Origin of the sequence: Halococcus sp. IIIV-5B (assembly GCF_003602035.1) — an archaeon.
Classification (GTDB): Archaea; Halobacteriota; Halobacteria; order Halobacteriales; family Halococcaceae; genus Halococcus; species Halococcus salsus.
In genome coordinates this window covers 1-23,132 of record NZ_QZWE01000010.1, presented here as the reverse complement: position 1 = coordinate 23,132, position 23,132 = coordinate 1, and the positions used below count along the sequence as shown (strand labels likewise).

The 23,132-nt window shown below is 58.0% G+C and carries 29 protein-coding genes; 24 read left to right on the top strand and 5 right to left on the bottom strand.

What is annotated here, in order from left to right:
- Positions 1 to 38 precede the first annotated feature (38 nt).
- Positions 39 to 767 carry a helix-turn-helix domain-containing protein gene (locus tag D3261_RS08830; RefSeq protein ID WP_120071519.1) on the bottom strand — a complete coding sequence of 243 codons (729 nt, stop codon included), beginning with the start codon at positions 765 to 767 and terminating at the stop codon, positions 39 to 41.
- A 351-nt stretch (positions 768 to 1,118) separates the two neighbouring features.
- On the opposite strand from D3261_RS08830, the gene D3261_RS08825 reads away from it, so the two are divergent.
- A complete protein-coding gene (locus D3261_RS08825; RefSeq protein WP_233553947.1) occupies positions 1,119 to 2,132 on the top strand; it encodes a YeiH family protein in 1,014 nt (337 codons plus the stop codon).
- A 253-nt stretch (positions 2,133 to 2,385) separates the two neighbouring features.
- Here D3261_RS08825 and D3261_RS08820 read toward each other — a convergent pair whose 3' ends face one another.
- Positions 2,386 to 3,333, bottom strand: coding sequence for a bile acid:sodium symporter family protein (locus tag D3261_RS08820; protein ID WP_233553946.1), 948 nt, complete (start codon positions 3,331 to 3,333; stop codon positions 2,386 to 2,388).
- Between the two features lie 353 nt (positions 3,334 to 3,686).
- On the opposite strand from D3261_RS08820, the gene D3261_RS08815 reads away from it, so the two are divergent.
- The 20 genes from D3261_RS08815 (at position 3,687) to D3261_RS08720 (ending at position 16,803) form a co-directional block, all read left to right on the top strand.
- Entirely contained in the window at positions 3,687 to 4,235 is a 549-nt protein-coding gene (locus D3261_RS08815; RefSeq protein ID WP_120071517.1) for a hypothetical protein, read from the top strand.
- Positions 4,232 to 4,606, top strand: coding sequence for a hypothetical protein (locus D3261_RS08810; protein WP_120071515.1), 375 nt, complete (start codon positions 4,232 to 4,234; stop codon positions 4,604 to 4,606). The genes D3261_RS08815 and D3261_RS08810 overlap by 4 nt, the downstream gene beginning before the upstream one ends.
- Positions 4,603 to 4,860 (top strand): hypothetical protein, encoded by a 258-nt coding sequence (locus D3261_RS08805; protein WP_120071513.1) that lies wholly within the window; start codon positions 4,603 to 4,605, stop codon positions 4,858 to 4,860. Before D3261_RS08810 ends, D3261_RS08805 begins: the two co-directional genes overlap by 4 nt.
- Positions 4,857 to 5,327: a hypothetical protein gene (locus D3261_RS08800; RefSeq protein WP_120071512.1), complete on the top strand. Its 471-nt coding sequence runs from the start codon at positions 4,857 to 4,859 to the stop codon at positions 5,325 to 5,327. Before D3261_RS08805 ends, D3261_RS08800 begins: the two co-directional genes overlap by 4 nt.
- A 149-nt stretch (positions 5,328 to 5,476) precedes the next feature.
- The gene (locus D3261_RS08795) at positions 5,477 to 5,968 is read left to right on the top strand and encodes a hypothetical protein (RefSeq protein WP_233553945.1); all 492 of its coding nucleotides are present in this window, start codon (positions 5,477 to 5,479) and stop codon (positions 5,966 to 5,968) included.
- Positions 5,969 to 6,150: 182 nt separating this feature from the next.
- On the top strand, positions 6,151 to 6,420 hold the full coding sequence (locus D3261_RS08790) for a hypothetical protein (RefSeq protein WP_120071510.1): 270 nt from the start codon (positions 6,151 to 6,153) through the stop codon (positions 6,418 to 6,420).
- Between the two features lie 325 nt (positions 6,421 to 6,745).
- Complete coding sequence (locus tag D3261_RS08785; protein ID WP_233553944.1) at positions 6,746 to 7,237, top strand: hypothetical protein; 492 nt, start codon at positions 6,746 to 6,748, stop codon at positions 7,235 to 7,237.
- 1 nt (position 7,238) lies between these two features.
- Positions 7,239 to 7,589 (top strand): hypothetical protein, encoded by a 351-nt coding sequence (locus tag D3261_RS08780; RefSeq protein WP_120071508.1) that lies wholly within the window; start codon positions 7,239 to 7,241, stop codon positions 7,587 to 7,589.
- A gap of 129 nt (positions 7,590 to 7,718) precedes the next feature.
- Positions 7,719 to 8,624 (top strand): hypothetical protein, encoded by a 906-nt coding sequence (locus D3261_RS08775; protein ID WP_120071506.1) that lies wholly within the window; start codon positions 7,719 to 7,721, stop codon positions 8,622 to 8,624.
- A gap of 174 nt (positions 8,625 to 8,798) precedes the next feature.
- Positions 8,799 to 9,143, top strand: coding sequence for a hypothetical protein (locus tag D3261_RS08770; RefSeq protein ID WP_120071504.1), 345 nt, complete (start codon positions 8,799 to 8,801; stop codon positions 9,141 to 9,143).
- Positions 9,144 to 9,160: 17 nt separating this feature from the next.
- On the top strand, positions 9,161 to 9,637 hold the full coding sequence (locus D3261_RS08765; RefSeq protein WP_120071502.1) for a hypothetical protein: 477 nt from the start codon (positions 9,161 to 9,163) through the stop codon (positions 9,635 to 9,637).
- Entirely contained in the window at positions 9,638 to 10,369 is a 732-nt protein-coding gene (locus D3261_RS08760) for a hypothetical protein (RefSeq protein ID WP_120071500.1), read from the top strand.
- A 142-nt stretch (positions 10,370 to 10,511) separates the two neighbouring features.
- On the top strand, positions 10,512 to 10,805 hold the full coding sequence (locus tag D3261_RS08755; protein ID WP_120071498.1) for a hypothetical protein: 294 nt from the start codon (positions 10,512 to 10,514) through the stop codon (positions 10,803 to 10,805).
- 134 nt (positions 10,806 to 10,939) lie between these two features.
- The gene (locus tag D3261_RS08750; protein ID WP_158589367.1) at positions 10,940 to 12,043 is read left to right on the top strand and encodes a helix-hairpin-helix domain-containing protein; all 1,104 of its coding nucleotides are present in this window, start codon (positions 10,940 to 10,942) and stop codon (positions 12,041 to 12,043) included.
- 421 nt (positions 12,044 to 12,464) lie between these two features.
- Positions 12,465 to 12,800: a hypothetical protein gene (locus D3261_RS19710; protein ID WP_147464941.1), complete on the top strand. Its 336-nt coding sequence runs from the start codon at positions 12,465 to 12,467 to the stop codon at positions 12,798 to 12,800.
- A gap of 324 nt (positions 12,801 to 13,124) precedes the next feature.
- Positions 13,125 to 14,024: a ParA family protein gene (locus D3261_RS08740; protein ID WP_120071493.1), complete on the top strand. Its 900-nt coding sequence runs from the start codon at positions 13,125 to 13,127 to the stop codon at positions 14,022 to 14,024.
- Positions 14,024 to 14,440 carry a hypothetical protein gene (locus D3261_RS08735; RefSeq protein WP_120071491.1) on the top strand — a complete coding sequence of 139 codons (417 nt, stop codon included), beginning with the start codon at positions 14,024 to 14,026 and terminating at the stop codon, positions 14,438 to 14,440. The genes D3261_RS08740 and D3261_RS08735 overlap by 1 nt, the downstream gene beginning before the upstream one ends.
- Before the next feature lie 101 nt (positions 14,441 to 14,541).
- Positions 14,542 to 14,946 (top strand): pro-sigmaK processing inhibitor BofA family protein, encoded by a 405-nt coding sequence (locus D3261_RS08730; protein ID WP_120071489.1) that lies wholly within the window; start codon positions 14,542 to 14,544, stop codon positions 14,944 to 14,946.
- 22 nt (positions 14,947 to 14,968) lie between these two features.
- Entirely contained in the window at positions 14,969 to 16,519 is a 1,551-nt protein-coding gene (locus D3261_RS08725; RefSeq protein WP_120071487.1) for a hypothetical protein, read from the top strand.
- Between the two features lie 116 nt (positions 16,520 to 16,635).
- Complete coding sequence (locus D3261_RS08720; RefSeq protein WP_120071485.1) at positions 16,636 to 16,803, top strand: DUF1931 domain-containing protein; 168 nt, start codon at positions 16,636 to 16,638, stop codon at positions 16,801 to 16,803.
- On the opposite strand, the gene D3261_RS20690 is transcribed toward D3261_RS08720, so the two are convergent.
- Entirely contained in the window at positions 16,800 to 17,894 is a 1,095-nt protein-coding gene (locus D3261_RS20690; RefSeq protein WP_233553943.1) for a hypothetical protein, read from the bottom strand. The genes D3261_RS08720 and D3261_RS20690 overlap by 4 nt on opposite strands.
- 110 nt (positions 17,895 to 18,004) lie before the next feature.
- Here D3261_RS20690 and D3261_RS08710 point away from each other — a divergent pair, with 110 nt between their 5' ends.
- Positions 18,005 to 18,298 carry a PadR family transcriptional regulator gene (locus tag D3261_RS08710; protein WP_120071644.1) on the top strand — a complete coding sequence of 98 codons (294 nt, stop codon included), beginning with the start codon at positions 18,005 to 18,007 and terminating at the stop codon, positions 18,296 to 18,298.
- Between the two features lie 693 nt (positions 18,299 to 18,991).
- On the opposite strand, the gene D3261_RS08705 is transcribed toward D3261_RS08710, so the two are convergent.
- Both D3261_RS08705 and D3261_RS08700 read right to left on the bottom strand, forming a co-directional pair.
- Positions 18,992 to 19,240 (bottom strand): hypothetical protein, encoded by a 249-nt coding sequence (locus D3261_RS08705; RefSeq protein ID WP_120071481.1) that lies wholly within the window; start codon positions 19,238 to 19,240, stop codon positions 18,992 to 18,994.
- Positions 19,241 to 19,647: 407 nt separating this feature from the next.
- Positions 19,648 to 20,778, bottom strand: coding sequence for an ArsR family transcriptional regulator (locus D3261_RS08700; RefSeq protein WP_120071479.1), 1,131 nt, complete (start codon positions 20,776 to 20,778; stop codon positions 19,648 to 19,650).
- A gap of 226 nt (positions 20,779 to 21,004) precedes the next feature.
- Between D3261_RS08700 and D3261_RS08695 the strand changes: the two genes are divergently transcribed.
- Complete coding sequence (locus D3261_RS08695) at positions 21,005 to 22,363, top strand: cytochrome P450 (protein ID WP_120071642.1); 1,359 nt, start codon at positions 21,005 to 21,007, stop codon at positions 22,361 to 22,363.
- A gap of 75 nt (positions 22,364 to 22,438) precedes the next feature.
- The gene (locus D3261_RS08690; RefSeq protein WP_158589366.1) at positions 22,439 to 22,855 is read left to right on the top strand and encodes a helix-turn-helix domain-containing protein; all 417 of its coding nucleotides are present in this window, start codon (positions 22,439 to 22,441) and stop codon (positions 22,853 to 22,855) included.
- Positions 22,856 to 23,132 lie beyond the last annotated feature (277 nt).

Below are 23,132 nucleotides of genomic sequence, written 5' to 3'. Positions count from 1 at the left end.
AGGACACACTGGATCGAGGTCGGCAGTTCAACTGGTGATCACTCACTCATCGATGATTCAGTGAAATATTGGCGGACCAATCGAGTCTCGGCCTGACGAAGACGATAGGAGAGCGTCGACCGAGGAATATCGAGTCCATCGGCGATCTCGTCGAGTGTGGCATCGCGCGGCGTTTCGTAGTAGCCACGATCGAATGCCGCTCGAAGCGCGGCGCGCTGTTCGGCGGGTATCGCGACCGACGCCAAGAGGTCCTGTTGCCAGCCCTCGGCGTCGCGCAACGACCCTATCCGAAAGCTCAGTCCATCGCGCAGGCGTGCCCCAACCTCATCGTAGAACACACCGATGTTTCCATCCGACCGCATCAGGATGCGCCACTCGTGGCGGTCCTCTCGGCGACGGGTTTCAAATACGACGCCTGGATCGAGGTGCTTTCCGGCGATCGTATGGACTGATTCGCACGCACGGATATCTTCGAGATAGGTGTAGAGAACGAGCTCGTTATCGGTTCGTTTGAGGCGGTCGTGATAGCGACGTGCCTCACAGTCGAGTTCGGTGATCGACTCACCACATCGCGAATCGTCGAATCGCACCGCTTCGAGCGCATCGAGTGCTCCTGCAGGCCCTGAAATCCGCTCGATCCGCCAGAACTGGTCGGTGGTCACGTACCCGTCGAGCGAACGCGCGACCGTTTCGGGATACTCGATGAAGACATCGGTGATCGGGTCGGTGCCCGAATCGTACTCGATAGCGAAGGTGAACTCTCGCATCCCTCAGTGCTGGATTCAGCGCACGACGAATGAATCTGCTGTTTAGCCAATCGCGGTTGCTCAGGATCGTTCGCAGGAGGAGTTGTCGTGCGCCAAACGGACTCCTATCTCCTTCCCATCCCACGCTTGAAATACGATGGAACACACGGACGCTATACAACTGAATCGGGACGAAAGTACGACGAAATCGCGTGAGGGAGGACGATGAGTACGGCATCCACTTCCAACGACACGGAGGGTAATCACTCATGGTTCGTCGCGTGGTGGCTTCGCTTGGACGGCGGGTGGCGAGCGACCCTGCTGGGATTAGTTGTCATCGTGTGCGTTTTCGTCGTCGGGGGACTCTGACCCGTGTCGGAATTCATCGATAGTGCTCGGGAGTTCGCCCCTGGAGTCCTTCTGCTAGTCATAATTGCTGGCGTCGCACAGGGAATTTCAGCCGTCGCACCCCAACTGAACGTCCTCCTGGTCGCGATCGCGCTGAGCGTCGTGATCGCGAACGTCTATGGCTTGCCGGACTGGGCGGCGAGCGGGGTCGGTCTCGGCACGCTCCTCCTCGAAACGGGTATCGTGCTTCTGGGGGTGAACCTCTCGATCGGGCAAGTCATCGATGCCGGTCCAGTGGTGTTCGCGCTTGCGCTCGCGACGGTCGTCCTCGGCGTGTTGTTCACGGAACTGCTCGCCCGCCACGTCTTCGGTGTCGAGAGTGGAACGTCTTCGCTCGTCGCCGCCGGTTCGAGCGTCTGTGGCGTGTCAGCGGTGGTCGCCACTGCCGAGAGCATCGAAGTCACCGACGAACAGATCGCCTACGCCGCCTCTACAGTCCTGTTATTCGACGCACTCACGTTGGTGACGTTCCCGATCGCCGGTCACATACTGCAGCTCCCGGCGAAACAGTTCGGCATCTGGGCTGGCCTCAGTATGTTCAGTACCGGGCCGGTCACAGCGGTCGGCTTCTCGTATTCTCCGGCAGCAGGACAGTGGGCGACGATCACAAAACTCGTGAGAAACGCGTTCATCGGGCTGGTCGCTGTCGGCTATGCGATCTACTACGCTCGCAACAGCGAGACGACGAGTCAGCACGACAGTAACCACTTCCGGTACATTTGGAGCCAGTTCCCGAAGTTTATTATCGGATTCGTCCTAGTGATCGTGATCGCAAACATCGGCATTCTCTCGGGAGCACAGGTCGACCTCATCGGGAGGAGTTCGGATATCCTCTTCTTGCTGGCGTTCGCTGGGATTGGATTTGACATCCGCCTCGAAGACCTCCGTTCAACGGGTGCGACCCCGATTCTCGTGGTGCTCGTCCATCTCCTCGCCGTGAGTACAGTGGCGTTAGGAGCAGTGATGTTCCTGTTCTGAACGGCTGTTTGTGCGAATTTCGCGTTCGGACGATAACTTAGCGTATCGAATCGACTTGTTGCCGCTGCGTGTGGATTGGTCGCGGGTTCTAAAGCCCATCCAGATTTTGCATACTGGACTCCGATGTCGGTTTGTCTCTCAGTCGGTGTCAACTCATCTTCAGCGTCGGTTCTTAACAGCCACTATATGCGAAACGCCCCTCACGACGTAGTAACCACGAAGCTGAGTCCTCATCAAGACGAGCTGGAAAGATTCACTCGGTTCTGCGGAACCACCGAGCGAGAGCGGCACTCGTCGTCATCTCGACGACCCCAAAAAGCACTGGTGGAAGCGTTGCGGCCGGTGGGAATCCGGCACCGACGAGCAAGGCAGCTGCAACCGCGAAGTCACGCATCCCGACTGAAAGTGTTGCTGCGATTCGCTCGTTTCGGTCGAGTGATCGGCTTGAAATCCATCCCACAGTGTACCCACCAAAATTGAGAACGAGAGCTCCACTCAGGACGATCACGAGCACAGACCCGCCTGAACGGATGACTGTAGCGTTCCCTGCAGTCACGATTCCGATAATGAGAATTACCATGAGTCCCGAAACTGATGGGTAAAGGTCATCGTATTGTTTGATCCGAGTAGACCAGCGGTGTCGAGCGACAAGCGCTAGACTCATCGGAATAACTACGGCGAGGAGGAGTTGCTTGGCGATGGGAAGTGGATCGACTCCTGCTGAGTTGCCGAAGAGCAGTGTGACGATACCGGGAACGAAAACCAGTGTACCGAACCCGACGAGAAGAAGCACGACCGTCGAGAGGGCGGTATCTCCGCCGCTCAGTTCGGTCATCGTAGGCGTCACTAATTCTGGGGTCACTGCCCCGAGGATCACGAACCCAATAGTCAGGGCTGGAGGGAGGTGGAGCAGAGATGCAATCCCGAATGCAAAGAACGGCATTCCTGACTGAACAATGAGAATTAGTCCGGCTGCCCGCCCGCGAACTGCTCGAATTTTCTCCGGCGAGAGTGTAAGAGACACAGCACCGATCATGAGGGCGAGGATCGGTGTTGAGAGAAACGATAATCTCTGTAGGGATGGAACAGCAAGTCCAGTACCGACTGCTAAGAGTACCCAGAACAACAGATAATCATCGATGATATTGGCCGTTCGAATTACAACTGCAGATATTCGCATCACGTCTGGATACAGATTCATTCCCTCCCATTCGCAGGTAACTTTCGACTTCCTGGGATGCCATTACTCAAATCTGTGAAAGAGGGGAGCGAGGCTTCGCCCAATCTATAGGAAAAATCTACCTCCCCCTGTCAGTATCCTAGTGGTTGCTGACAGGGGGTGAAGAATTTCACAATCTACAATTACCACGGAGACGGCGAAATCAAGGTCTATGAACGGCGATTAGTACTCAGCATCATCAGAACTGTCGAGCAACGCCCGAAAACCGCTGTAAGCGGTCTTCTATTGGCTGTTCCGTTATCTCTCGTTCGTAACCATTAAGTTTGTATAGCTACAAAGTAGCTATGTCGGGGGAGTGCCCCCGGAGGAAACCTATGGCAACCGGGCAGCACACCGGCGGCAACCGCCGGCACGACGGAGGTATCGACCCCCAGGAACTCGTCGACTGTGGCCCTGTCGCGGGCCTCGATGACGACCAGAAGGAGGCCGCGAGAGTGGGGCTTGAGACGTTCTTGACGGCGTACGACGAGCAGCATCCGACGGGTGCTGTGCCGGACAACCCCACCACGAGCGCGGTCGTCGCAGCGCTCTCGGTCGCGCTTCACGACGACGCTGGCGAAACAGTCAAGATCGGCGAGCGGCGGATCGACAGCGACCGCGACGAGGAGGTTATCGTGGTCGACGTCCACGAGATTCCCGCCGAGGACTACGGCGTGCTCGCGACCAAGCAGACGGTCGCCGAGCACAACCCCGAGCACCCCGCCGACGACCGAGTCATCGAAGCGACCTACACCGCGTCGGTCGACAACGCCGAGGACGTCGCCCAGCAGGTCGCGAGCGGCGACCTTGACGCCGCCGACCTCCAGACCTACACGTTCCCCGAGAGCCGTCTCACGGCCACAGAGGACGGTGAGAGTCGATGATCGCTCACGGGTTCGACCTCGATGTGTATCTCGAAATGCTCCATGAGTGCCATGAGACGGTCGAGAACGCGACGATCGGCAGTGTGACGCAGATAGCCGAGTACGACCTCGAAAAAGAGTGTGACGAGGCCGTTGGCAAGCACGAGGAGATCGGTGACGTCGAAAGCCCGCAGCGGAACGCGGCGATCATCGCGCTCACTGTCGAGGGCGAGAAGGCACTCGGAGAGATAGACCCGGACGAATTCGAGCGCGGAGACGCCTACCTCGCGGAGGTCGCGCACACAGCCGCGAAATACGACGTCCTCTCGCGAGTGCTCGACGAACGCGCCGAAGCCGAGAAAGCGGCCGCAGCGGACGGTGGGAGCCGATGAGCGTCACCGATCGCCGTCCGACCACGGTTCGCGACCTCAGCGAGTACGTCGAGGCCGAGCACCCGGAGCTTACACCGGACTACGACGCGGGTCGCGATCAACTGCTGATCGTCGGCCAACCGGGGAATCCCAAGGCACCCGCAGCGCTGCGCGAGGTCCTGGCGACCCAGCGCTTCGCGATTCAGGACGAGCAGGCGACCGGGCGAGCCCGGTGGGTCGCGATCATCAACGCCGGCACGGAGGCCGACCGATGAAACAGACACCCGGCGATACGAGCGACGTGCCCGGTCACGGTCGGGTCGACCGCGTCGACGACCCGGTGCCACCATCGGAGTACGGCGACGACGAGGAGGAGATCCAGGACATACACCGGGACGCACTCGGCGACGTCGAGGAGGCCCGGCGACCCGCCAGGATCTACTATCTCGGTGATGGCGCCCCCGATCGTGTTCGCGAACTCCGAGACGACGCGACAGATACCACGCTCTCGGTGAGCGACCTGATCGAGCATTTCCGTTTCGTCGGTGAAGGCGACGTGCTCGACCTGTCGGACCTCTGGAGACGGTGGAATCGTGATGTTGGTCGGGAGTCGCGAGCGTTCGTCGAGGCCCAGGAGCGGAGCCTGTCGGTCGGTGACGTCGTGATCCTCGACGGTGACGCCTATCGGTGTATGCGCGATGGATGGACGTCGATCGAGCTTCGGGAGTTCGAGAGCGAATAGCGAGTCCCCGGTCGCCGTTCACGACCGTTGCAGTTCAACCCGTGCCGTGGTGGCCGGCAATCGGACGATCGCCGGCGCTGTTCAACTCAGCGCGCGGGCCTACAGGTTCGGTGGTTTCGACGCCTCAAAGCCGCTATCAGGAGAAACCTATGGCACACGCACCCCAGGAACCCATGACCGAAGACGAGAGCGACGTCGCGATTCGAGAAGTACAGACAGCAACACTCAGACAACACGAGTCGCAGTCGTCGAGCTCGTTCCGGGTATCGATCACGCCGGCGATTCGAGCGGCTGGCCTCGAGAGTGGCGGGTCGTTCCGGTTCATGCCCAGCGAGGTCGACGAACTCGGGGTGCTCCCCGCGCTTGGGAGCGAGGAGTCGATCGACGGCCGTCGCGAACCGCTCGCGAGGAACATCCGTCGCGAAGGTGCGAATCAAGGGACACTCCGGCTCGTGATCCCCCGCGAAGCGCTTGAGGCCATCCATGAGTTCCCCGACGTCGACGCGATCGACCCTGAGGACCCGCCCGAGTTGACCGTATGGGCCGGCGACCGGATGCTCGCGTTCGAACTCGCCGAAAGACGTTCGGTGACCGTCGACCGTGATCAGGGTGGTGACGTCGACGACCAGGAGACGAGGTAGCCCATGAGCGCGGACCAGTCGGACCTCGCAACGTTCGGCGGGAGCGAGGCAGCGCCAGATGGAGCGTGTATCCGTTACGAGCAGTGCGGCAACGTGGTTCCCGAGAATGGTCGTATCTGTGGGCCGTGTCTCGATGAGCTACGTACAGCCGACCGAGAGCGGCGCGAGGAGGCGAGCAGACCATGAGCCCGGACCAGACCGAGAGCAACCGCGAGCGCGTCGAGAACGCGCTCAGGCGCTTCATGAGCGACGACCCGCACGGCAATGCCTATCGGTACTTACGCGCCTCCGATCTAACAGACGAGGACGGCAACCTTTCGGCGTCAGTCGTCGGGTCGTATCTCCCGAAGCTGAGGGATGATTCCCCGCTCGATGGCGGGCTCGTCGTCGAGGAATACACCGAATGCCGATGTGGGCCCTCTCTCTGGCTCGCTCGGAGGGAAAACGAATGAGCGAGTGTCGCCGGTGTGGTGGCGAGACAGACCGCTACTCGGTCGCCGAGCAACCGCTTTGTTGGGATTGTGCCGACCTCGGTCCCGACGTCGATCCCCGCGATGAGATGGAGTAGATCCCCTTCTTAGCACGTCTGTCAATCGGATTGATTGATGGCTATGTGCCGGACTATACGGTGCGCTGGGCCGTCGGAACGGCGGCCCTCATCGTTGTGTCGCTGGCGATGAATCGGCTTCTCGGCTAACCATTCCAAAGTTTTTATCTGTCTATAGCTGTTTAGTAGAAATGCAGGGAGCCCCGGTACGGGAATCCCGGAGAAAACCTATGGCACGAAACGACGACCCCACGACCGACGAAACGGCCGAAGACAATCCGATGAAAGACGCGCCGCTCCAAGTCGACGCGATCCTCGGGACGAAGACTTACGAGGACGTGCTGTTCTCGGAGGAACACGCCGAGCGAGTGGTCCCCGTCGACGCTCGCACGGGCAACCGAACGCGAGTGATCGAGGGGGCGGTCGAGAAGGCGAAAGAATTCGTTGCCGACGACTCCCGACGAGTGGCGGTGCCGCAGAGCACGGAAGCCACGATCGAGACGGGTAGCGCTCCGTACCTCTCGGTCGTGTTTTACGACTCGAAGGTGGTTCGAGGCAAGATCGAATCGGATAGCTACGGAGAGCCCTCGTACGAAAACGACGGATACGGCCTCGAATGGACCTACCGCGCGGCAACCAAGTCCGACGAGTACGACGTCGAATTCGTCGAGGCCGACTATGAGACGGGCAACGTCACGATCCGCGTCGAGGAGGTGGTGTGAGATGGGTGCCGTTTCGTTCTACACCAAAGCGTTCGGGAGCGACGTCGACGAGGCGTTTAACGCGGCTGTCGCGGAGGCCGAACGGCTGCATGGTCAGGAAGGGTACACCGGAACGGTCGCCGAAAAGCACGGCTATAGGGTCATTCCCGCCGATGAGCACAAGAACCGCGATAAGGAGAAGTACGCGAGAAAGCTCATGGCTGACCACGACGACCGGGTTGATGACAAACTAGAGTCCGCCGGGGCGATCAGCCTCAGCGGGACGCAAGCCGCGCAGAAATACCGAGAGCAGAACAACCTGAAAGGCAAACACGGGTCTGTGTGGCTGTTCTTCGGAATGGCCCGGTTCTAACCCTCGGAACCGCGTTCCTCGCTCATCCGAGCCGCGAATAGACCGGAGTCAGGACCGAGACATTTATCTGTCTATAGCTGTTTAGTAGAAATGCGGAGGTGCCCCGGAAGGGTACCCCGAAGCAAACCTATGGCACTTTCAGAATCCACCTCCGAGCGTGCGAGCTCGCAAGAGATCGCGACCGACCAGGAGGAGAGCAGCGAGACGATCGAGGTCCCCGCTCGCTACGCTCGCGAGATCGAGGCACGCGAGCAGCTACACGAGGCGTGTCCCGTCGACGTCTATGTGGCCGGGATCAATCCCCGGTATTCGTGGCCGCACCGACTCGTCGCGGCGAACGAAGCCCGGCCGGGAGTCGCCGAGAGCGCCGACACCGTGATGGTTGATTCGGTGATCAGTGACTCATACTACGCCGTCAACGACGTGCTCGATGCGGCTCACAAACTCGACGCTGAGTATGTGGTCGGAAAGGATTGGCCGCCCGAGCAGGACCCCGCCGGTAAGGGTGTGCAGGCGACCGACGCTTACGAGTGGTTCATCACCAAATACAAGCGCCACAAGTGCGATTCGGAGGTGATCGTGCCGATCGCGCCCCCGTTCGAGCCGGGGTGTCTCGATTGCCTTCCCGAAGTAGATCACTTCGCACTCGGAGGGATGAACGGAATGAGCGGCGAGCGGCAAGTGAAGTACATTCGTGACTTTCGCGAGCTCGCCGGGTACGACGTCGAGGTGCATGGCCTCGGTGTCGGGACCACGCCGGAGCTCATCAGTGCGATTCGCGAGTCCGTCGAAGACGACCCCGAGAACCCGCTTCTCGACAGCCTCGATATTTCGACGCCCGAGAACGCGATCGGCAACGGCAAAATCCCGGATAAATCCTGGCAGCAGCACCGGGTTCCCATGCCGACCGGCACCGACTCGACGACGGTTCGCGGTGGGTTCGCCGAGGCGACCGCCCGGATGCTGGAATTCGAATTCTCACCCGGTTGCGACGACGATATTCTTCAAAACGCGGGCTTCGGCACGTTCGGTTAAGCGGCTTACCTTACCAAACACTCTGTCGGCAACCCGTTCTAATGTTTGGTAAGACTCGGTGGCGGCACCGGTCGAGAGCGGGAGCCGATCACCAACACAGAAACCAAAATCCGAATCCTTTATCCACTTGTGGCTGTTTAGTAGAGGTACGGGGAAGCGCCCCGGAGACAACCTATGGCACGAAACGACGGCCCCACGACTGACGGTAGCCAGGAATCGAAAGCCGCCGACCGACGTCCATACGAGGCGGTCGAGGAGGTCGCTGACGCGCTGCGCGCGTCGAGCATGACGACTCACGTCAAGGCCAGTCACGACTCCTACTGTACGTCGAACGCGGCCGGAACCGACGAAGCGATGCTCACCACCCATCGGGTCTATGTCGAGGTTGACGAGGAGGACGCCGACAGGTTCGAGGTGAGCACCCGATCGCTGGAAGAACGGGGGATCGTCATCAAGGACCGCGAGAGTCGCAACGGCGACGTCGCGCGGTTCACCCTCGGGCCGCGAAAAACGGAGTGAGCCCGGAGGGATTGAGCATGGTCATAGCAACAGCGCGCGATGCGGCAGAGTACAAACGGGAGGCCGCTCGTGAAGGCGGCGAGGCGATCGTCGGTACGGAGACATACGAGGACGTGCTGTTCTCGGAGGAGCACGCCGATCGGCGGTATTCCGAGGGTGCACTTCCGGGCGATCGCCAGCACGAGATCAGCGAGATCGTTGCGTCCGCACGGCAGTTTGGGAGCAATGAGCCGTATGAGGTCGCCGCCGGGGGCGCTGGCCCGATCACCCCTGGGGAGCACCTACCCTTCAAAACCGTCCCATATTGGGACCTCCAGATCGTTCGTGGGCGGTTGCTCGCCCACAAGCGCGGGCCGCCGCAGTGGACTTACGACGGCTATATTCGCCAGTGCGCCTATGAGGCGGCGATCCACTCCCCCAACTATCACGTCGAACTCGTCGAGGCCGACTATGAGACGGGCGACGTCACGATCCACGTCGAGGAGGTGAGGTAGATGCCCGCGAAGCCGCCTCTCCCCGACGATCGAGAGCCACCGGCCGAGGTCAACGGATGGACGCATGACCCGGATGATACCACGAACGGCCACTGTTGGCGGCGGGATGATGACGGACGCCCGCTCGCCGTCCGATTGTTCGGCGGCGTAGGGACCGGGTACGCGACCGTCACCGACGACCGAGTGGCGGGAGTTGGGGGCCGCGAGAAGATCGCCGAGTATCGCTTTGAGAGCGACGACGATCACCGCGACCGGCGGAAGGAGGCCGTTGGGATGGCATTCGACGACGCGATCGCCTGGATGGAAGGCCACGGAAGCGAATGGTCCCATCCGCGAATCAACGAGACAGGATTCCAGCCGCCCGCTGGATACGAGCTCATCCGCTACAGCATCGGCAGTCGGGAGACGATCATCCTGTATCAGCAGGTGGATGCACCCGACGTCGACCGTCTCTGTGGTATCCGATTCCCCGAGCTCACAGTCGATTCGTGCCCCTACCTAGAAGTCAGGACGTGGATCGGCAGCGGGAATTCGGATGTGCGGGTCGCCCCCTGGCAGCACGCCCACGGCAGCGAGAAAAAGGTGATCGCCGAGACGCCCGACGAGTGCGGCCTCGAGATCGCGCTCACCACCGCTCGGGAGTTCGCCCGAAAACACGTCGCGGGTGATGAGCAATTCCCCGGTGAGCTCTCCGGCCAGTCGAGTCTCAGTCGGTTTGCCATCCAGCAGTGAATCGACGCTGAAAAGATATATTTGGTATAGAGAAATTCGCGAAAAGAGCTGGTTCGATTGGTGCCCAGCTATCTCTAAGCCGTGGTTTTATTTGCTTGTGGCTGTTTAGTAGTGGTACAGGGGAGCGCCCCGGAGACAACCTATGACCCGAAACGACGACTCCACGACTGACGAAAGGGAGGATACGAACACCACGATCGACCGCGTGACGCCCGTTGAACTCGACGACCCGTGCCCCAACTGTGGCGCGATGTTCGGACAGAATGAATCGGGTCGAGTGCGACGACGCGATCCACTCCCCGAATCGATCGAGGGAGGAGCAACGATACGCCGGATGGACGGCAACCTCACCTTCGAGGTGGAGTTTTCGTGCCCGGAGTGCGGTCAGGATTTCCTCGTCGAAGACCTCACTGACGGCTCTATGACCACGCAGTAACGTTACAACCTGCTCCGATTCTAGCTGCCGAGTCGTAGACCAAAAGCTTAAGTTTTATTGGCTGTATAGTCGAAACACGGGCAGCAGCCCGGAGACAACCTATGGCACAAGCAGAACGCGACCCACAAGAACCCATGAGTACGGACCAGCAAGAGCCACTGCCGATTCGACATATCCAGACGACTAGAATCCGCTACAGAGAGCGGGGGAACGACTACCGGATCAATGTCACGCTCCCTATCCGAGCGGCCGGACTCGGGAAGGGCGCTACCCTACAGTTCAAACCATACGAACTAGAGGAGTTGGGCGTCATCCCCGCACTTGGAGCCGCAGCGGGCGAGGACGCACCCAAAGACCGCAACACGAGGACAGTCGTCGGGAGCGAGGACGAGTCCTGGTTGGAGGTCCCGATCCCCCACGCAGTGATCGATCACCTCACCGAGAGCTTGGACGTCGACGCCGAGGAGGGCGCGGAGATCGTCGACGAGCTTCCACTGTTCGACGTATTCGCAGGGGACCGGATGATCGCCATCGCTCCGGCCGAGACGGTCGAGGTGCCTGTCGCAGCGCTACCGAAGGACTCCGATCGCGTCGTCGACGAGAGTCGCGAGTCTATCCAGCTGGAGGCGGTGCAGACCGCGCGCCCCAGGGTAAAGGTGACCAACGACGGGCAGAGTCGGATGGTGACGCTTACAGCAACGCGAGCGATTCGAGAGGCCGGGCTCGCGTCTCCCGACGATCCGCGTTCGGTGAGTTACCATCCCGAGGCAGCCGCCGATCTCGGCGGGTTGATCCCGGCCGTCGGCTACGAACGCAGCGCCGGTGTTCACGACCCCGAGTATTCCATCTACTCGAAAACCAACGCCGCCGAGGAAGGAGAGGCGTTTTCGGTCGGCTTCCCGGCTGAAATCCTTGATGCGCTCGAAATATCGCTCGATGAATTGGAGGAGATGGAGCGCTCCGAGCGTCCGCAGATCACGGTCTACGCAGGCGAGGGGATGCTCGGATTCAAGACGCCCGCTGTTCGCGAGATTCCCGGTGGCAACGCTCGCCGTAGCGAGCTCGTCGACGTCGAGGGGATCGGCGAGGCGGTCGCGCAGCGCCTTCGCGACCGAGGCTACAGTTCACCCGAGGACCTGGAAGGGATCGCTCGCGAGGACTTGCTCGAGATCGAGGGCGTTTCGACGGGTCGTGCCGACCGAATTCTCGCCGACCTTGGGAGTCGAGGTGGTGCCTAATGGCCTCGCTCAATGGCGATTCACCACCGGAACAATCGCTCACCGAGCTCATCCAATCCTATGCGTCGGAAGGTGAGATATGGCCGGAGCTACCGGGTTTCCATCCTGATTCGGGCTGGGAGCTCGGAACAACCTGCCGTCGGAATTGTCCCGGTCGGACGGGGGAGACAGGTCTGTGCCCGCCCACAGAAGAACAGATCCCGATCGATGAGCCGCACATTTTCGTAACTGCTCGCCGTGACGAGTTTCCAGATACCCCGTCCCAAACGGCGGAATTCAAGGAATTCGTGTTCCCGTCGCGCGACGAGCTCAGGCAGTGGTTTGAGAATGCTGACGATAATAGAGAAGCAGTAAGCACAAACGAGACTGGTTAGATAACCAGAACAACACAAAAGTACCAACGGGAGAGACAAGGATGACAATGAAACTCGGCGATCTGATACTCCTCCGGTTCTTGACAAAGAGCCGGAAGGAACGGTTTGCGAAAACCGGAGATGGGAATTACGTCTGTCGAGCCTGTCGCGCCCCTCTCGATCCGAAGGCTCGTGTCTGCCGAGGTTGCGGTGCGGAGCTCTACACGCTCCGAGGGCGACTCATGCGGGCACTCACGGGATTCTTCGGGTTCTTCATCGCCGCCCTGAGCATCGCCCCGAACATTCCGATATGGGTGGGTGGGTTCGGCGTGGTCCTGATCGTCCTGTTCTTCTACTATCTCTTTACGCGGCCAGTCCACTCGATCGGGATTTCTCGGTCGTGATTCTGTTCTGAGAGCAGAGTAGGAGTCGGCAGAGTAGCCGAGTCGCGCTCTGAATCGGGCGATCGTGTATTCTTCGAGTGGTTTCTGAGCCCTGTTATCTGTGGGATCGGATGGTGGTAGTTAGTTTAGGTAGTAGAGTCACCATAGGCACTGAATAGTTTGAACTGTTTTAGCACTGTAGACTGTTTTCAGTCGCTCTATGACTCGTAGTCGTCGTACTGTGTAGAGTACCTAAACTTTATATGAGATGCGTGGGATGTGGATTGTAGAGAGCAGGAGAGGACAGCCCTACAGGCCGTCTCTCGCTGTTCGATCTACAAACCTATGGCACAAACCACGTACTGCGATCGCGAGCAATCACGAGCTCTCGTCACGGATGGGGGAACAGCAGTTGAACCACGCGCGGTGACCGTCGCGAATAACAAGGGCGGTGTCGGGAAGACGGTCATCACGATCAACGTCGCTGACCGGCTCGCTGCACGCGGACACCGTGTTCTCGTGCTCGATACCGACCCAGCGGGGAATCTCACCGAAGGGATCGGCCTGAAAGACTCCTACAATGAAGACCCGCACTTCGGCCAGCTGCTCGCCGAAGGGGAATTCGAGGACGTCGGACTCGACGACGTGATCGTGGAGACAGAGTGGTTCGACGTTATGCCGTCGAATATCGACCTCGGATCGAGACAGAACCTTCTCGATCAGGACCGGCAGGCGTTCCGCTATCTTGAGGATAAGATCGTCGAGCCGCTGCTGGGAGAGCGATACGACTACATTCTGATCGATACCGAGGCATCGTCGGATTCGCTGTTCATGGACGCCGCGATTTGGGCTACGCAGAACATGATCATCCCCGTTGAACCCGCAGAGGAGAGCCTACGGGGCCTCCAGGGGTTGATGGAGGGTCAGATTGCCGACGCGAGCCAACATCGCGACGTGCAGATCCTCGCCCTTGTTGTGAATCGCTGTGGGTCCGACAACGAGGTGAAGCGCGTGATAGAGGAGCTAAACGAACACTTCCACGACAAGCTTCCCTCGTTTATTCGGAAAGACGTGCTCGAAAGCGAAGGAACACGACTTCAACACGGAGGGCTGCGTGAGCGAGTCGCGATCAAGCGAGCATGGAAAGAGGGGGTGCCGCTTGCAGAATACGACGCGGAGGACGACCAGATCGAGCATTTCGACGAGCTCGCCAGAATCGTCGAGCAAGGAGGTGTCCAGTTCTAATGAGCCGATTCGATGGAGCGAACGAGAACGACGAAGAACCGGAAACAGAGGAAGAACCGGAACCCGAACCGCCCGACGAGACGCCAACCACTACCGAGTCCAACACCACCACCATGAGCGAAAGCCAATCAGCAGACAGCAGCGCTAGCGAGGACGACAGCCCCCCGGACGTTCCCTACAATCAACCGCCGCAACACCCGATCCACGTTCCCGAGGAGTACCTTAACGAGTTCCAGGATTCGGTCGATTTCGAGGTGAAGCGCGTGCTGACGCAGGAGCACAACATTCGGAAGCTGAAAGCCTATGAGGCAAATACGGCGATGGTTCGACTCGCCGCAGCCAACCCCGAGGCGATCACGAAGCTCATTCTCGATGAGCGAGGCGTGGATGTCGATCTCAGCGACGTCGAGATTTAGAGAATCGTCCGCTTTCTGTTCAGTGATAGAGCCAACAGGTTATTGTAAGTTCGTTGGGGTGTGTCCATAGCGTTTTTCATACAATTGAAGCATACGGAAATATGGTCGACGTCTTCACGATCGGGCTCATCGTTCTCGCGGTTGTGGCGGTAGTGTTTGCCAGCCAGATCCTCGGATCGATTCGGATGCTGGTTGGGAACGCAATCGGCGGAATCATCATTCTCTTGCTAGCGAACTGGATAGGATTCACCGTCGAAATCACTCCACTCACGCTCATCATAACCGCTCTCGCGGGAGTCCCAGGTGCTATTCTAATCCTCCTGCTTTCGTTCGGTGGGATAGCGTTCGTCCCGCCCGGTGGTCACGCACCAGGACAAGCACTCGTGGACGTCATGGTTCACAACCTCCAGCAAATCGTCGCGACAGGCCATGAGCTTCTGGATTACGTCAACGAAACGAATAGCACTATGAACGCGACCAGTCAGACGCAGAACGGAAGTATATAAACCGCCGGAGAAATGGGATAGGATGGGGGTGAGGCGGATGTTTTTATATGGTATGTCTGTGGATTTTCATATGCCGATGAAGATAGAACTCGACGGAGATGCCAGCATTGAACCATACGAAGCTGACGAGCGCGGTCGCATTACGATAGGGAAAGAATACGCCAATCAACGGGTTCGGGCGGCGGTCTTGGAGCGAATCGTCGACCGTGAGAGCGAATTTCCCACGGACCTCCCGCAATTCAATTTCTCAAGCGTCGACCTCGACCCCGAGCGTGCTCCATTCGAAGAAAAGCAGCGTGCTCTGTTGAGAACCCAATCCCCCGGTTCGGCCTATTGGGTGGGTTTTGCTGGGTCGGGCAAGCAATCCGCAATCGGTATTGATCCAGACGTCTATCGCCGGAATGTCCTCATTACAGGCGAAAAGCGGAGCGAGAGGAACGCAGCACTACAGAGCCAGTTTCAACAGATCGTCTCACGCGGCTACGGAGCGATCGTCTACGATCCGAAGGATGGTAGCCAGACAGGCGAGAGCTCGTACCGCGAGATTGCTCGCAGTTGTAATCGTGAGGACGATGTAATCGAGGTCAACCTTAGTGACCCTGATTCTGAGAGCTTCAACGCTCTTGAACTTCAGATCAAACCGTTCTCAGAGACGGGTGCAACGGACTCCCGATTTGGCGTAGGGAAAGAGGAGGAGTCCCATCGCTTCGCGATCGCCGCTGAAGAAGTTGCTGACGACGTAGAGACGCTTCTCACTGCCGGAGGGCAGGAATATTGGGGACCGAAGATGGGCCGAACAGTACGAAACATCGCTCGTGGGTTGGCGGAAACCGGCCGCAACGTGACTCTCGCGGACATTTATGCAGCATTGGTAGAAGCAACAGGGGAATTAGAGGAGGCAAGTTTCCTTTCCGACGAACGGGCCCAATGGATCAAGGAATATGCGACGAAGGGAGCACCCGATCTCGATACCAGAGATGTTGAGCCACTACTTGGTCGCTTTCAGCATTGGGTCGAAGATGATGGAAGACGCCGTGCAGTTTCGGCTACAGACCCGACGTTTTCGGTCGAGAACGCAGTCGAGCAGGGTAAGATTATCCTGATCACGAGCGATAATGACGAAACGGGACTCTCACAGGCATCCGTCGCGACCGCCGCCACGCTCGCCGCATACCGGGTTACACAGCGTGCGCTTGCTTCGGATGATTCGGATCCGGCCCCATATTATCTCTTAGCAGCTGATTTTGACCGGTTAGAAACCACGAATCGGTGGATCGCAGAATTCCTATCGCTCAGTCGACACAGCAATATGTCGACGGTCGCCGCCGCCCGCTCTCCCACTGATTTCGCTCACCCGGAGGTCGTCACTGGCCAGTGTCTCACTCACCTCACATTCGCTGTCAGTGAGGCTACGGCCGCAGGATTGGTCGGTCGGCACAGTAAGGACGTGACTCAAAGAGACCTCCGTGAGCTACCAGAGAATCAGGCTTACCTTCGAACGGAGGGGGGTGATAGTGGCCAGCTTCTCGAGTCGGTGAAAGTTCAGTCCCTCTCTCCACTGATCGAAGAATAGGAGTAGGAGAGATGAGGTCGAACCCGACTAGATAACTCGCCTCTATCGGCCACCAATCGGCGTTTCAGCGCTTTTTATCGGTGGGATATAAGTACCCGGCAGGAGTTTTCTTGGCGATGTCAGATTACATCGTTCAGTCGGCCGTGAAGGAGGAACTCGGGGAGATGAACGTCTCGGCGGATTTCTACGACGCACTCGACGAGGAGGTTGCCGACCTGCTCGCTGACGCCGCTCGTCGCGCTGACGGGAACGACCGAAAGACAGTGCAGCCGCGCGACCTCTAACGCCGGCGAGCCACCGCGAGAACGATTGCTACCAAAGCGAGCATCGCCGGGAGGATACCGAAGCCGGGACCGAACCCACTCGATCCTCCGCTACTCCCGTTTTCAGACTCAGCTACCGTTTGAGCTTCGGTGATCGTCCCAACCGGTGTCCGGTCTATCGACGAGTTCTCGGGAGTGGTCGAGGCCGTCACCGTGGTCGTTGCACTCGTCGAGGTCCTGGTCGGTGTTGATGTAGCAGTCGGTGTTGCGGTCGCGAACGAATCCGGGTCGACCTGTTCGCCGTTCACGAGGACTTTCGCCGGTCCACCTCGGAGATCGAGCGCGGTGAGATTCCCCGCGAAAGTGTAGTTGTCGACGCCGCGCTTCGCCGTCGAGCCCGAGGCCGTGCTGTCGGTTACGACGTCTGGCGAGGAGGCATTACTCTGAGCGAGATCAGCGCCGCCAGCAGGGTGCAGCTTCTCGCTTGCTGTCGCGTTATAGTAGACCCGTTCATCGCCCGTGCTCTCGATCGTGAGGGTGTTTTCGAGTGCTGTCGTGTTCGTGACGTTGGCGCTCGTTGAGGCCGCCGAACTATTCCGTTCCTGGCCGATCGAGCGAGCAACCCGGAGCAGCGTCGAACGGTCGTAGGTGCCGGTCACCAGATACGTGACGTTGCTCTCGCTCACGAATGTCACCGTCCCGGTTCCATTCGGGGTTTGGGGTTCGCTATAGTCCCCAAGCTGGCCATTGATAGTGACGTTCTCGGTGTCTAAGATGCCGCTGTTTCCTCGGAACAGCGTGGCGTTCTGGCTCGGATACGCTTGCATGGAGAGCCGTTGTGAGCGGTTGCTTGTATTCCAGTAGAGTCGGACAGTCGATACGCCGACGTTCCGCACGTTCGCCGTCCCAAACGGGAGATTATCAGAGATATAGGCAGGCGTTTCAAAGGCGAACTGCGCTTTCTCGTGAGCCTGCTGAATCCCACCCGGAGTGCTATTGTTTCCAGAACTGGTCTGAGCACCGACCCCACCAGAAGCGATCGCAAGTGCTCCGCAGATGGCTATCAGGGCGAGCATTCCGCCGAGGAACGCGGCTCGCGAGGAACGTTTCATTAGACAATGGTTTCATGGTTACTATCTTAACAACCGGGGTCAACAACCCTTAGAGGGGGTGGAGGTCGAATTATTTATTAGCCAGTATTCCGACCTATCAGACGCTTATGATGGAAGACCTCACAGGCTTCCAGCGGGACCTGTTGTACGTCACCGCCGGCCTCGACGATGATTCCGTACCACCTCACGGGCTTGCGATCAAGAGTGAACTAGAGGAAGACTATTCGGGTGAGATCAACCACGGGCGGCTTTATCCTAATCTGAATACGCTCGTTGACAAGGGGCTCTTAGCGAAGGGTGAGATCGACGACCGAACCAACTCCTATGCTCTCACTCAGCGAGGCGATCGGGAGATCGATGCTCGTCGCCAGTGGGAAAAACAACACGTCTCGGTCGAACAGTAGGTCTCGCAGCGGGATAGTCAATTGAACTCCAAGTGTCCTCACCCCGTGCAGCGCCGCGAGGCTACACAATCTTACCTAACATCAGAACAAAAGCGAGATTAGATGTTAGGTAAGATTTTCCAGACCTAAGCGCGGCTGGAGTGGGGAAGACGGATTCTCTCAGTCAGTTATCAAACAACGAAACGGTTCGCGGGAGTAAGGGGTGTGTCCGTCGCCTGGAATCACACAAGAGTCGGTCACACGCCAATATTTCTTTCAATCCCTATATCAATAAAGGTGGTGGCCAGTTGATATGTTTCGGAAAGGGTTGCTGGTTTCGGAGGCAACGAGCACCGCACAGCGCCACGAGATCGTGCTATCTTACCAAACGACTAATCGGAGAGTCGTCTTTTTGTTAGGTAAGACTCATGGAGAGCACCGGGAAGCAGAACTTGAGTCGAGGGGGTGAGGCCACTACTCTCAAGTAGAAGGCGTGAGGGATGAAATTATGCCGAATTGCGAAAATTGTGGCGCGTTCGTTACTCAGCAGTACGTTCGGGTTTTCGCCCCGACTGAGATGGATACAGTTCGGGTGTGCCCCGATTGTCCTGATTTGCTACGCGAGGGCTCAGAGGTTCGAGAGGCGAAAAGCCAGCGACGATAGTGGTCACGTTCGTCAGTCAGACTACAGCGAGGAAACTTCCGTTCTAACAGTCAGAGGCCAGCGTCTTCGAGGCTCATGCTTTCGAGCATGAGTGCCGTCTGTCCCACACCCTGAGTTTCGGGGTCGTAGAGGTCGAAGCGGATGAGCCACCGCCGGGCCGTGGTTTCGGAAATGTCGAAGTGGACAGCGGTGTGGGCGATATTTCCTTTTTCCTTGAAGACGGCTTCAAGGTGGTCGCGATTTTGATGGTCGTCGTACCTCGCGAGCGGTTCTGAGGGAGGCGCTGTCGCCGAGCTCATTGTCCACCCCGTTCGCGAGGGATACCGTGTGCTGAATCACCGGTTTGGTGGGTGAGCTGCCGACACGACGAGGTTTTACAATCTCTTCCTGCGTACCCTGATTTGCTCTGGTTCATGATAGGTCATGCCAGAGGCCGTGAGGCGAGCGGGTTCGAAGGATCTCCCCAGTTCCTCCCCTCCGTTCCCGCTATCCGCAAGGACAGCCAGAAACGATACGATGGCTGTTTGCGTCTTCATAGGCCTCTGTCGTGACTCTATTTGCCAGTAATCGGGTTATTCCCAACTCCGGTGACGGTGGTAATATGTGTGGAAAGTGTAATTTTCAAATTTTCAATGCTGGGTCGGAGCAGGGGCTACAGACGCACCCTACAGTGGGGTTTCGAGGTTGAAGCTACAGAGCAAAGAAGTCAGTTAGAGCCGGAGTTTCTCGACGACGATTGTTTTTCCGGATCGTCGAGAGCGTGGATCGCTAAGTCCCAATATTCTTCATAGAGCGTCGTCGCCCAAGTCACGAGCTCATCATCTGAAGTTATGATCATCGCGATATGCTGGCCGTCGCCCAGTTCGTTGTAAGCTCCAACTGCTGCCTTGCGATCATCGTATAGCCCGACACCGAGAGTGTGAACGAAGTCGAGATACCGGGGCTCGTAATTCTCATATTGAGATGCGTCAGCTGCGTAATCAACCTCCTCTTTTTCCTCGATTTCTTGATAGGTAGACCAATCGAGGACAGATTCGGAGTCAACCCCGGATTCGAGTACTTGTTTGTAGACCTCGAACAGAACCGGGTTGTAGATCGAGGAAACACATCGGAACTGGGATATGTTGACGTCGCATAATTTGAGAGCGTTCCAGAGAACTCGATCAGGTCGGTTCGAGTCAGAAGCGACCACGCTCGCGTTTTTGAGGGCAGGAACGGGTAGTCCGGCAGCGTCCTTCGGAGGGAGACGCTGGAGCCAGTTAGCTTTCGCCACGATCTGCTCGACGGCGTTCGCGAGCTCATCATAGGCGAGTAAGACCTCTTTTGCCTTCGGAGTGGGGCGATGAACAGAGGCATCTTCGGTCGACCAACCGAATTCGATGAAGTTCTCCGTAATACGGCCGACAGTCGACCGAGAGGGGGTCGTTGAGATAGCGTCAGAGAGGTCGCTTGTTCGATATTCCCCTTCACAAATTGTAGCCAACGTGCTCATTCGGTGGTTGACTCCGTTATTCGAACGGGTGAGATATGAGAGCTGATCGCGAGAGAGATTTTCAAGACACTCATCGGCGTATTCGGCAAGTAGCACACCACCAGCGGTGCGTTCGATGCCTGATTCGTGGCGAGTGATTAGCCCATGCTTCCGCAGGGTTTGGAGATGGTCTGAAACGCTCTGGCGAGTTTTGTCGATATGATTTGCTATCTGCTGAGGCGTGGTCGGTTGCCTCAGTTCGTTCGCTGCAACGAGGACGTCGAGCCGGTCACTGTCGACAAGAGTATTGATCCCGTTCTGAACGTCGAATTGTTCCCCGGTGAGTGGGTTCGTGACTTGTCTCATGAAGATGCTTTGTTCTTGATTTCAGGGTGTCCGCATCCGTACTTTGGTAGCAATGTTTTCAACCTACTTTAGCGGAACGGCCGAGTTGTAATAGTTAGATAACTATTTTATACCTCATTATTAGACTGCCGTCTGCCAATTTTGACGTTATAGGCAATTGTTAGAAATATCGTCAGGTTGGGTGGAGGAAGATGGCTTTATCAGGTTGGTGTCCCGTGAGTGGTATATGTCGGATACACCCCCCGCACCACCAGCTCCTAGTGGCTACCCACTTGTGGGCCACGCCCCCCAATTCGCTACCAGCCCGTTCGATTTCGTAGAGAATTCGACAGCAGAGGTGGGTGACGTCTACGTGATGGAGCTACCCGGTCGCGACGTCTACGCTCTCACCCGACCGGACCATTTCAGACGCGCTCTCGTTACAGAGATCGATGCGTTTGCGAAGACCGATGATTTTGAGCGAGTGTTCGGGAACGGACTGCTCTCGACAGAAGGTGACCAGTGGAGCCGACAACGCGGAGTCATGCAGCCGATGTTCCACCGGGAACGGATCAAGGGCTACGCTCCCTACATGGTCGAGGCAACCCAGCGCCGGCTCGACACCTGGAAGGACGGCGAAACCCGAGATATAGAGGCCGAGATGCAGGACCTAACCCTCGAAATCCTGTTCGCGACCTTGTTTGGACGCGAGCTTTTACCGGGAGAGGGTGAGGAACTTCGAGAAGCCTCAGACGGGCTCAATAAGTGGTTCGTGCCGACGTCCTGGCTCTTGCCCCATTGGGTACCGACATGGGCTCGCAAACAGTTCTACGACTCATCCGACCGCCTCAGAACGGAAGTCAGGCGATTGCTCGCCGAGCAGAAATATGGGAGCAAGCAAACTGGAAATGAGGTCGACGACGGTCGCCCCGCCGGACTGATCGAGTTGTTACAGCAAGCCCAGCAAGCCACCGGAGACGCCCATTTGAGCCAAGACGAGGTCGAGGACCAGATGCTCACCATGATCTTCGCTGGGTACGAAACGACCGCCGCAGCGCTCAGTTTCGCATGGTTCGAGCTCGCGATCAACCCCGATATTCGCCGCGAGTTTCAGGATGAACTCGACGACGTGCTCGACGGTCGCCCACCTACGGCCGAGGACGTGGATGATCTAGAGCTCACCAACCGAATCGTGAAGGAGACGCTACGGCTGTATCCGCCGGTTCACACGATTCCCCGGCAGACGACCCGACCCGTCGATGTTGACGGGTATCAGATACCCGCCGACGAGCAGGTTCATATCTCGGTCATCTCCGCTCATCGCGACGAGCGCTACTACGACGACCCGAAATCCTTCCGGCCCGATCGATGGACCGACAATTTCGAGGAGGAGGAACTGGCTGAATTCGCGTACATCCCGTTCGGAGGTGGGCGACGAACGTGTATCGGGCGGGAGTTCGCGAGCTTAGAGGCAGTGCTCGTGCTCGCGACAATTGGCCAGCAGTACCGCTTCGATTGGGCCGGTGATGATACCGATATTGCGATCGAACCGGAGATCACCACGAAGACCCAGGACGGCCTACCGATGCGCATGAGTAAACGATAACGCAGGGTGTCTCATCGACGAGGCCGGGGGTGTAGGAGGTTAAAACTAAGCCGCCTCATGCATCCATCAATACATATGGAGCTGCCCGGTGGGTGTTTTGGTCCCGTTCCCGACCGCGATCAGCAGGAGGACGAGGCCGGAGACGCCGCTCTACGTCTCGCAGAGTATGAGGAGGTGATAGACGACTCAGGGCCCGACCTGCGCGAAATGCTATGCCTGTTTTTCGGCGTCAAGGGCGCTGATTTGGAGGTCTATCTCGCGCTGCTGGATATACCATATGCAACAACACTTGAGCTCGCTGAAAGAGCCGAGAAGGACCAGAGCAATATCAACAAACGGCTCTCGAATCTTCGTGATGCGAATCTCGCTGCCCGACAGTCGCGAAAGCAAGAAAACGGAGGATATGAGTATCGCTACTATGGTCGACCTCTTACCGAGACGGTGCAGTGGTTGAATCAGCAGGTTGAGTCGTGGTCCGACGATATCCATTAACAATTATCGAATGAACTGGTTCTCAGAAAGTACACCCTTTGTCTATCGCAACCTGAGTCCCCCACCCCTCGTTTTCACTGAAATATGGTGAGGTGAAGGATGCTATTGCTCTCTCATCGCAGTCTGAGCGTTACATGTCATCGAAAACACTGAATCGGGTGAATAATCCGAATCCTTAGAAATTAGTATCGTAATAAATTTGTTGGTATGAGCAATTTTTGCTTACTCTTCTACTAGTGATAGCTAGAAGTCGAAGTCAGTGAAAACGGGGGGAGGG

Coding starts and splice junctions, on each gene's coding strand:
- D3261_RS08705 (WP_120071481.1), bottom strand. CDS start 19,240: ATGAGCTCGGCGACAGCGCCTCCCTCAGAACCGCTCGCGAGGTACGAC.
- D3261_RS08805 (WP_120071513.1), top strand. CDS start 4,603: ATGAGCGTCACCGATCGCCGTCCGACCACGGTTCGCGACCTCAGCGAG.
- D3261_RS08735 (WP_120071491.1), top strand. CDS start 14,024: ATGAGCCGATTCGATGGAGCGAACGAGAACGACGAAGAACCGGAAACA.
- D3261_RS08695 (WP_120071642.1), top strand. CDS start 21,005: ATGTCGGATACACCCCCCGCACCACCAGCTCCTAGTGGCTACCCACTT.
- D3261_RS08815 (WP_120071517.1), top strand. CDS start 3,687: ATGGCAACCGGGCAGCACACCGGCGGCAACCGCCGGCACGACGGAGGT.
- D3261_RS08775 (WP_120071506.1), top strand. CDS start 7,719: ATGGCACTTTCAGAATCCACCTCCGAGCGTGCGAGCTCGCAAGAGATC.
- D3261_RS08770 (WP_120071504.1), top strand. CDS start 8,799: ATGGCACGAAACGACGGCCCCACGACTGACGGTAGCCAGGAATCGAAA.
- D3261_RS08740 (WP_120071493.1), top strand. CDS start 13,125: ATGGCACAAACCACGTACTGCGATCGCGAGCAATCACGAGCTCTCGTC.
- D3261_RS08785 (WP_233553944.1), top strand. CDS start 6,746: ATGGCACGAAACGACGACCCCACGACCGACGAAACGGCCGAAGACAAT.
- D3261_RS08790 (WP_120071510.1), top strand. CDS start 6,151: ATGAGCCCGGACCAGACCGAGAGCAACCGCGAGCGCGTCGAGAACGCG.
- D3261_RS08750 (WP_158589367.1), top strand. CDS start 10,940: ATGAGTACGGACCAGCAAGAGCCACTGCCGATTCGACATATCCAGACG.
- D3261_RS08830 (WP_120071519.1), bottom strand. CDS start 767: ATGCGAGAGTTCACCTTCGCTATCGAGTACGATTCGGGCACCGACCCG.
- D3261_RS08710 (WP_120071644.1), top strand. CDS start 18,005: ATGGAAGACCTCACAGGCTTCCAGCGGGACCTGTTGTACGTCACCGCC.
- D3261_RS08820 (WP_233553946.1), bottom strand. CDS start 3,333: ATGAATCTGTATCCAGACGTGATGCGAATATCTGCAGTTGTAATTCGA.
- D3261_RS08690 (WP_158589366.1), top strand. CDS start 22,439: ATGGAGCTGCCCGGTGGGTGTTTTGGTCCCGTTCCCGACCGCGATCAG.
- D3261_RS08725 (WP_120071487.1), top strand. CDS start 14,969: ATGGGGGTGAGGCGGATGTTTTTATATGGTATGTCTGTGGATTTTCAT.
- D3261_RS08795 (WP_233553945.1), top strand. CDS start 5,477: ATGGCACACGCACCCCAGGAACCCATGACCGAAGACGAGAGCGACGTC.
- D3261_RS08810 (WP_120071515.1), top strand. CDS start 4,232: ATGATCGCTCACGGGTTCGACCTCGATGTGTATCTCGAAATGCTCCAT.
- D3261_RS08720 (WP_120071485.1), top strand. CDS start 16,636: ATGTCAGATTACATCGTTCAGTCGGCCGTGAAGGAGGAACTCGGGGAG.
- D3261_RS20690 (WP_233553943.1), bottom strand. CDS start 17,894: ATGAAACGTTCCTCGCGAGCCGCGTTCCTCGGCGGAATGCTCGCCCTG.
- D3261_RS08700 (WP_120071479.1), bottom strand. CDS start 20,778: ATGAGACAAGTCACGAACCCACTCACCGGGGAACAATTCGACGTTCAG.
- D3261_RS08800 (WP_120071512.1), top strand. CDS start 4,857: ATGAAACAGACACCCGGCGATACGAGCGACGTGCCCGGTCACGGTCGG.
- D3261_RS08730 (WP_120071489.1), top strand. CDS start 14,542: ATGGTCGACGTCTTCACGATCGGGCTCATCGTTCTCGCGGTTGTGGCG.
- D3261_RS08755 (WP_120071498.1), top strand. CDS start 10,512: ATGACCCGAAACGACGACTCCACGACTGACGAAAGGGAGGATACGAAC.
- D3261_RS19710 (WP_147464941.1), top strand. CDS start 12,465: ATGAAACTCGGCGATCTGATACTCCTCCGGTTCTTGACAAAGAGCCGG.
- D3261_RS08760 (WP_120071500.1), top strand. CDS start 9,638: ATGCCCGCGAAGCCGCCTCTCCCCGACGATCGAGAGCCACCGGCCGAG.
- D3261_RS08765 (WP_120071502.1), top strand. CDS start 9,161: ATGGTCATAGCAACAGCGCGCGATGCGGCAGAGTACAAACGGGAGGCC.
- D3261_RS08780 (WP_120071508.1), top strand. CDS start 7,239: ATGGGTGCCGTTTCGTTCTACACCAAAGCGTTCGGGAGCGACGTCGAC.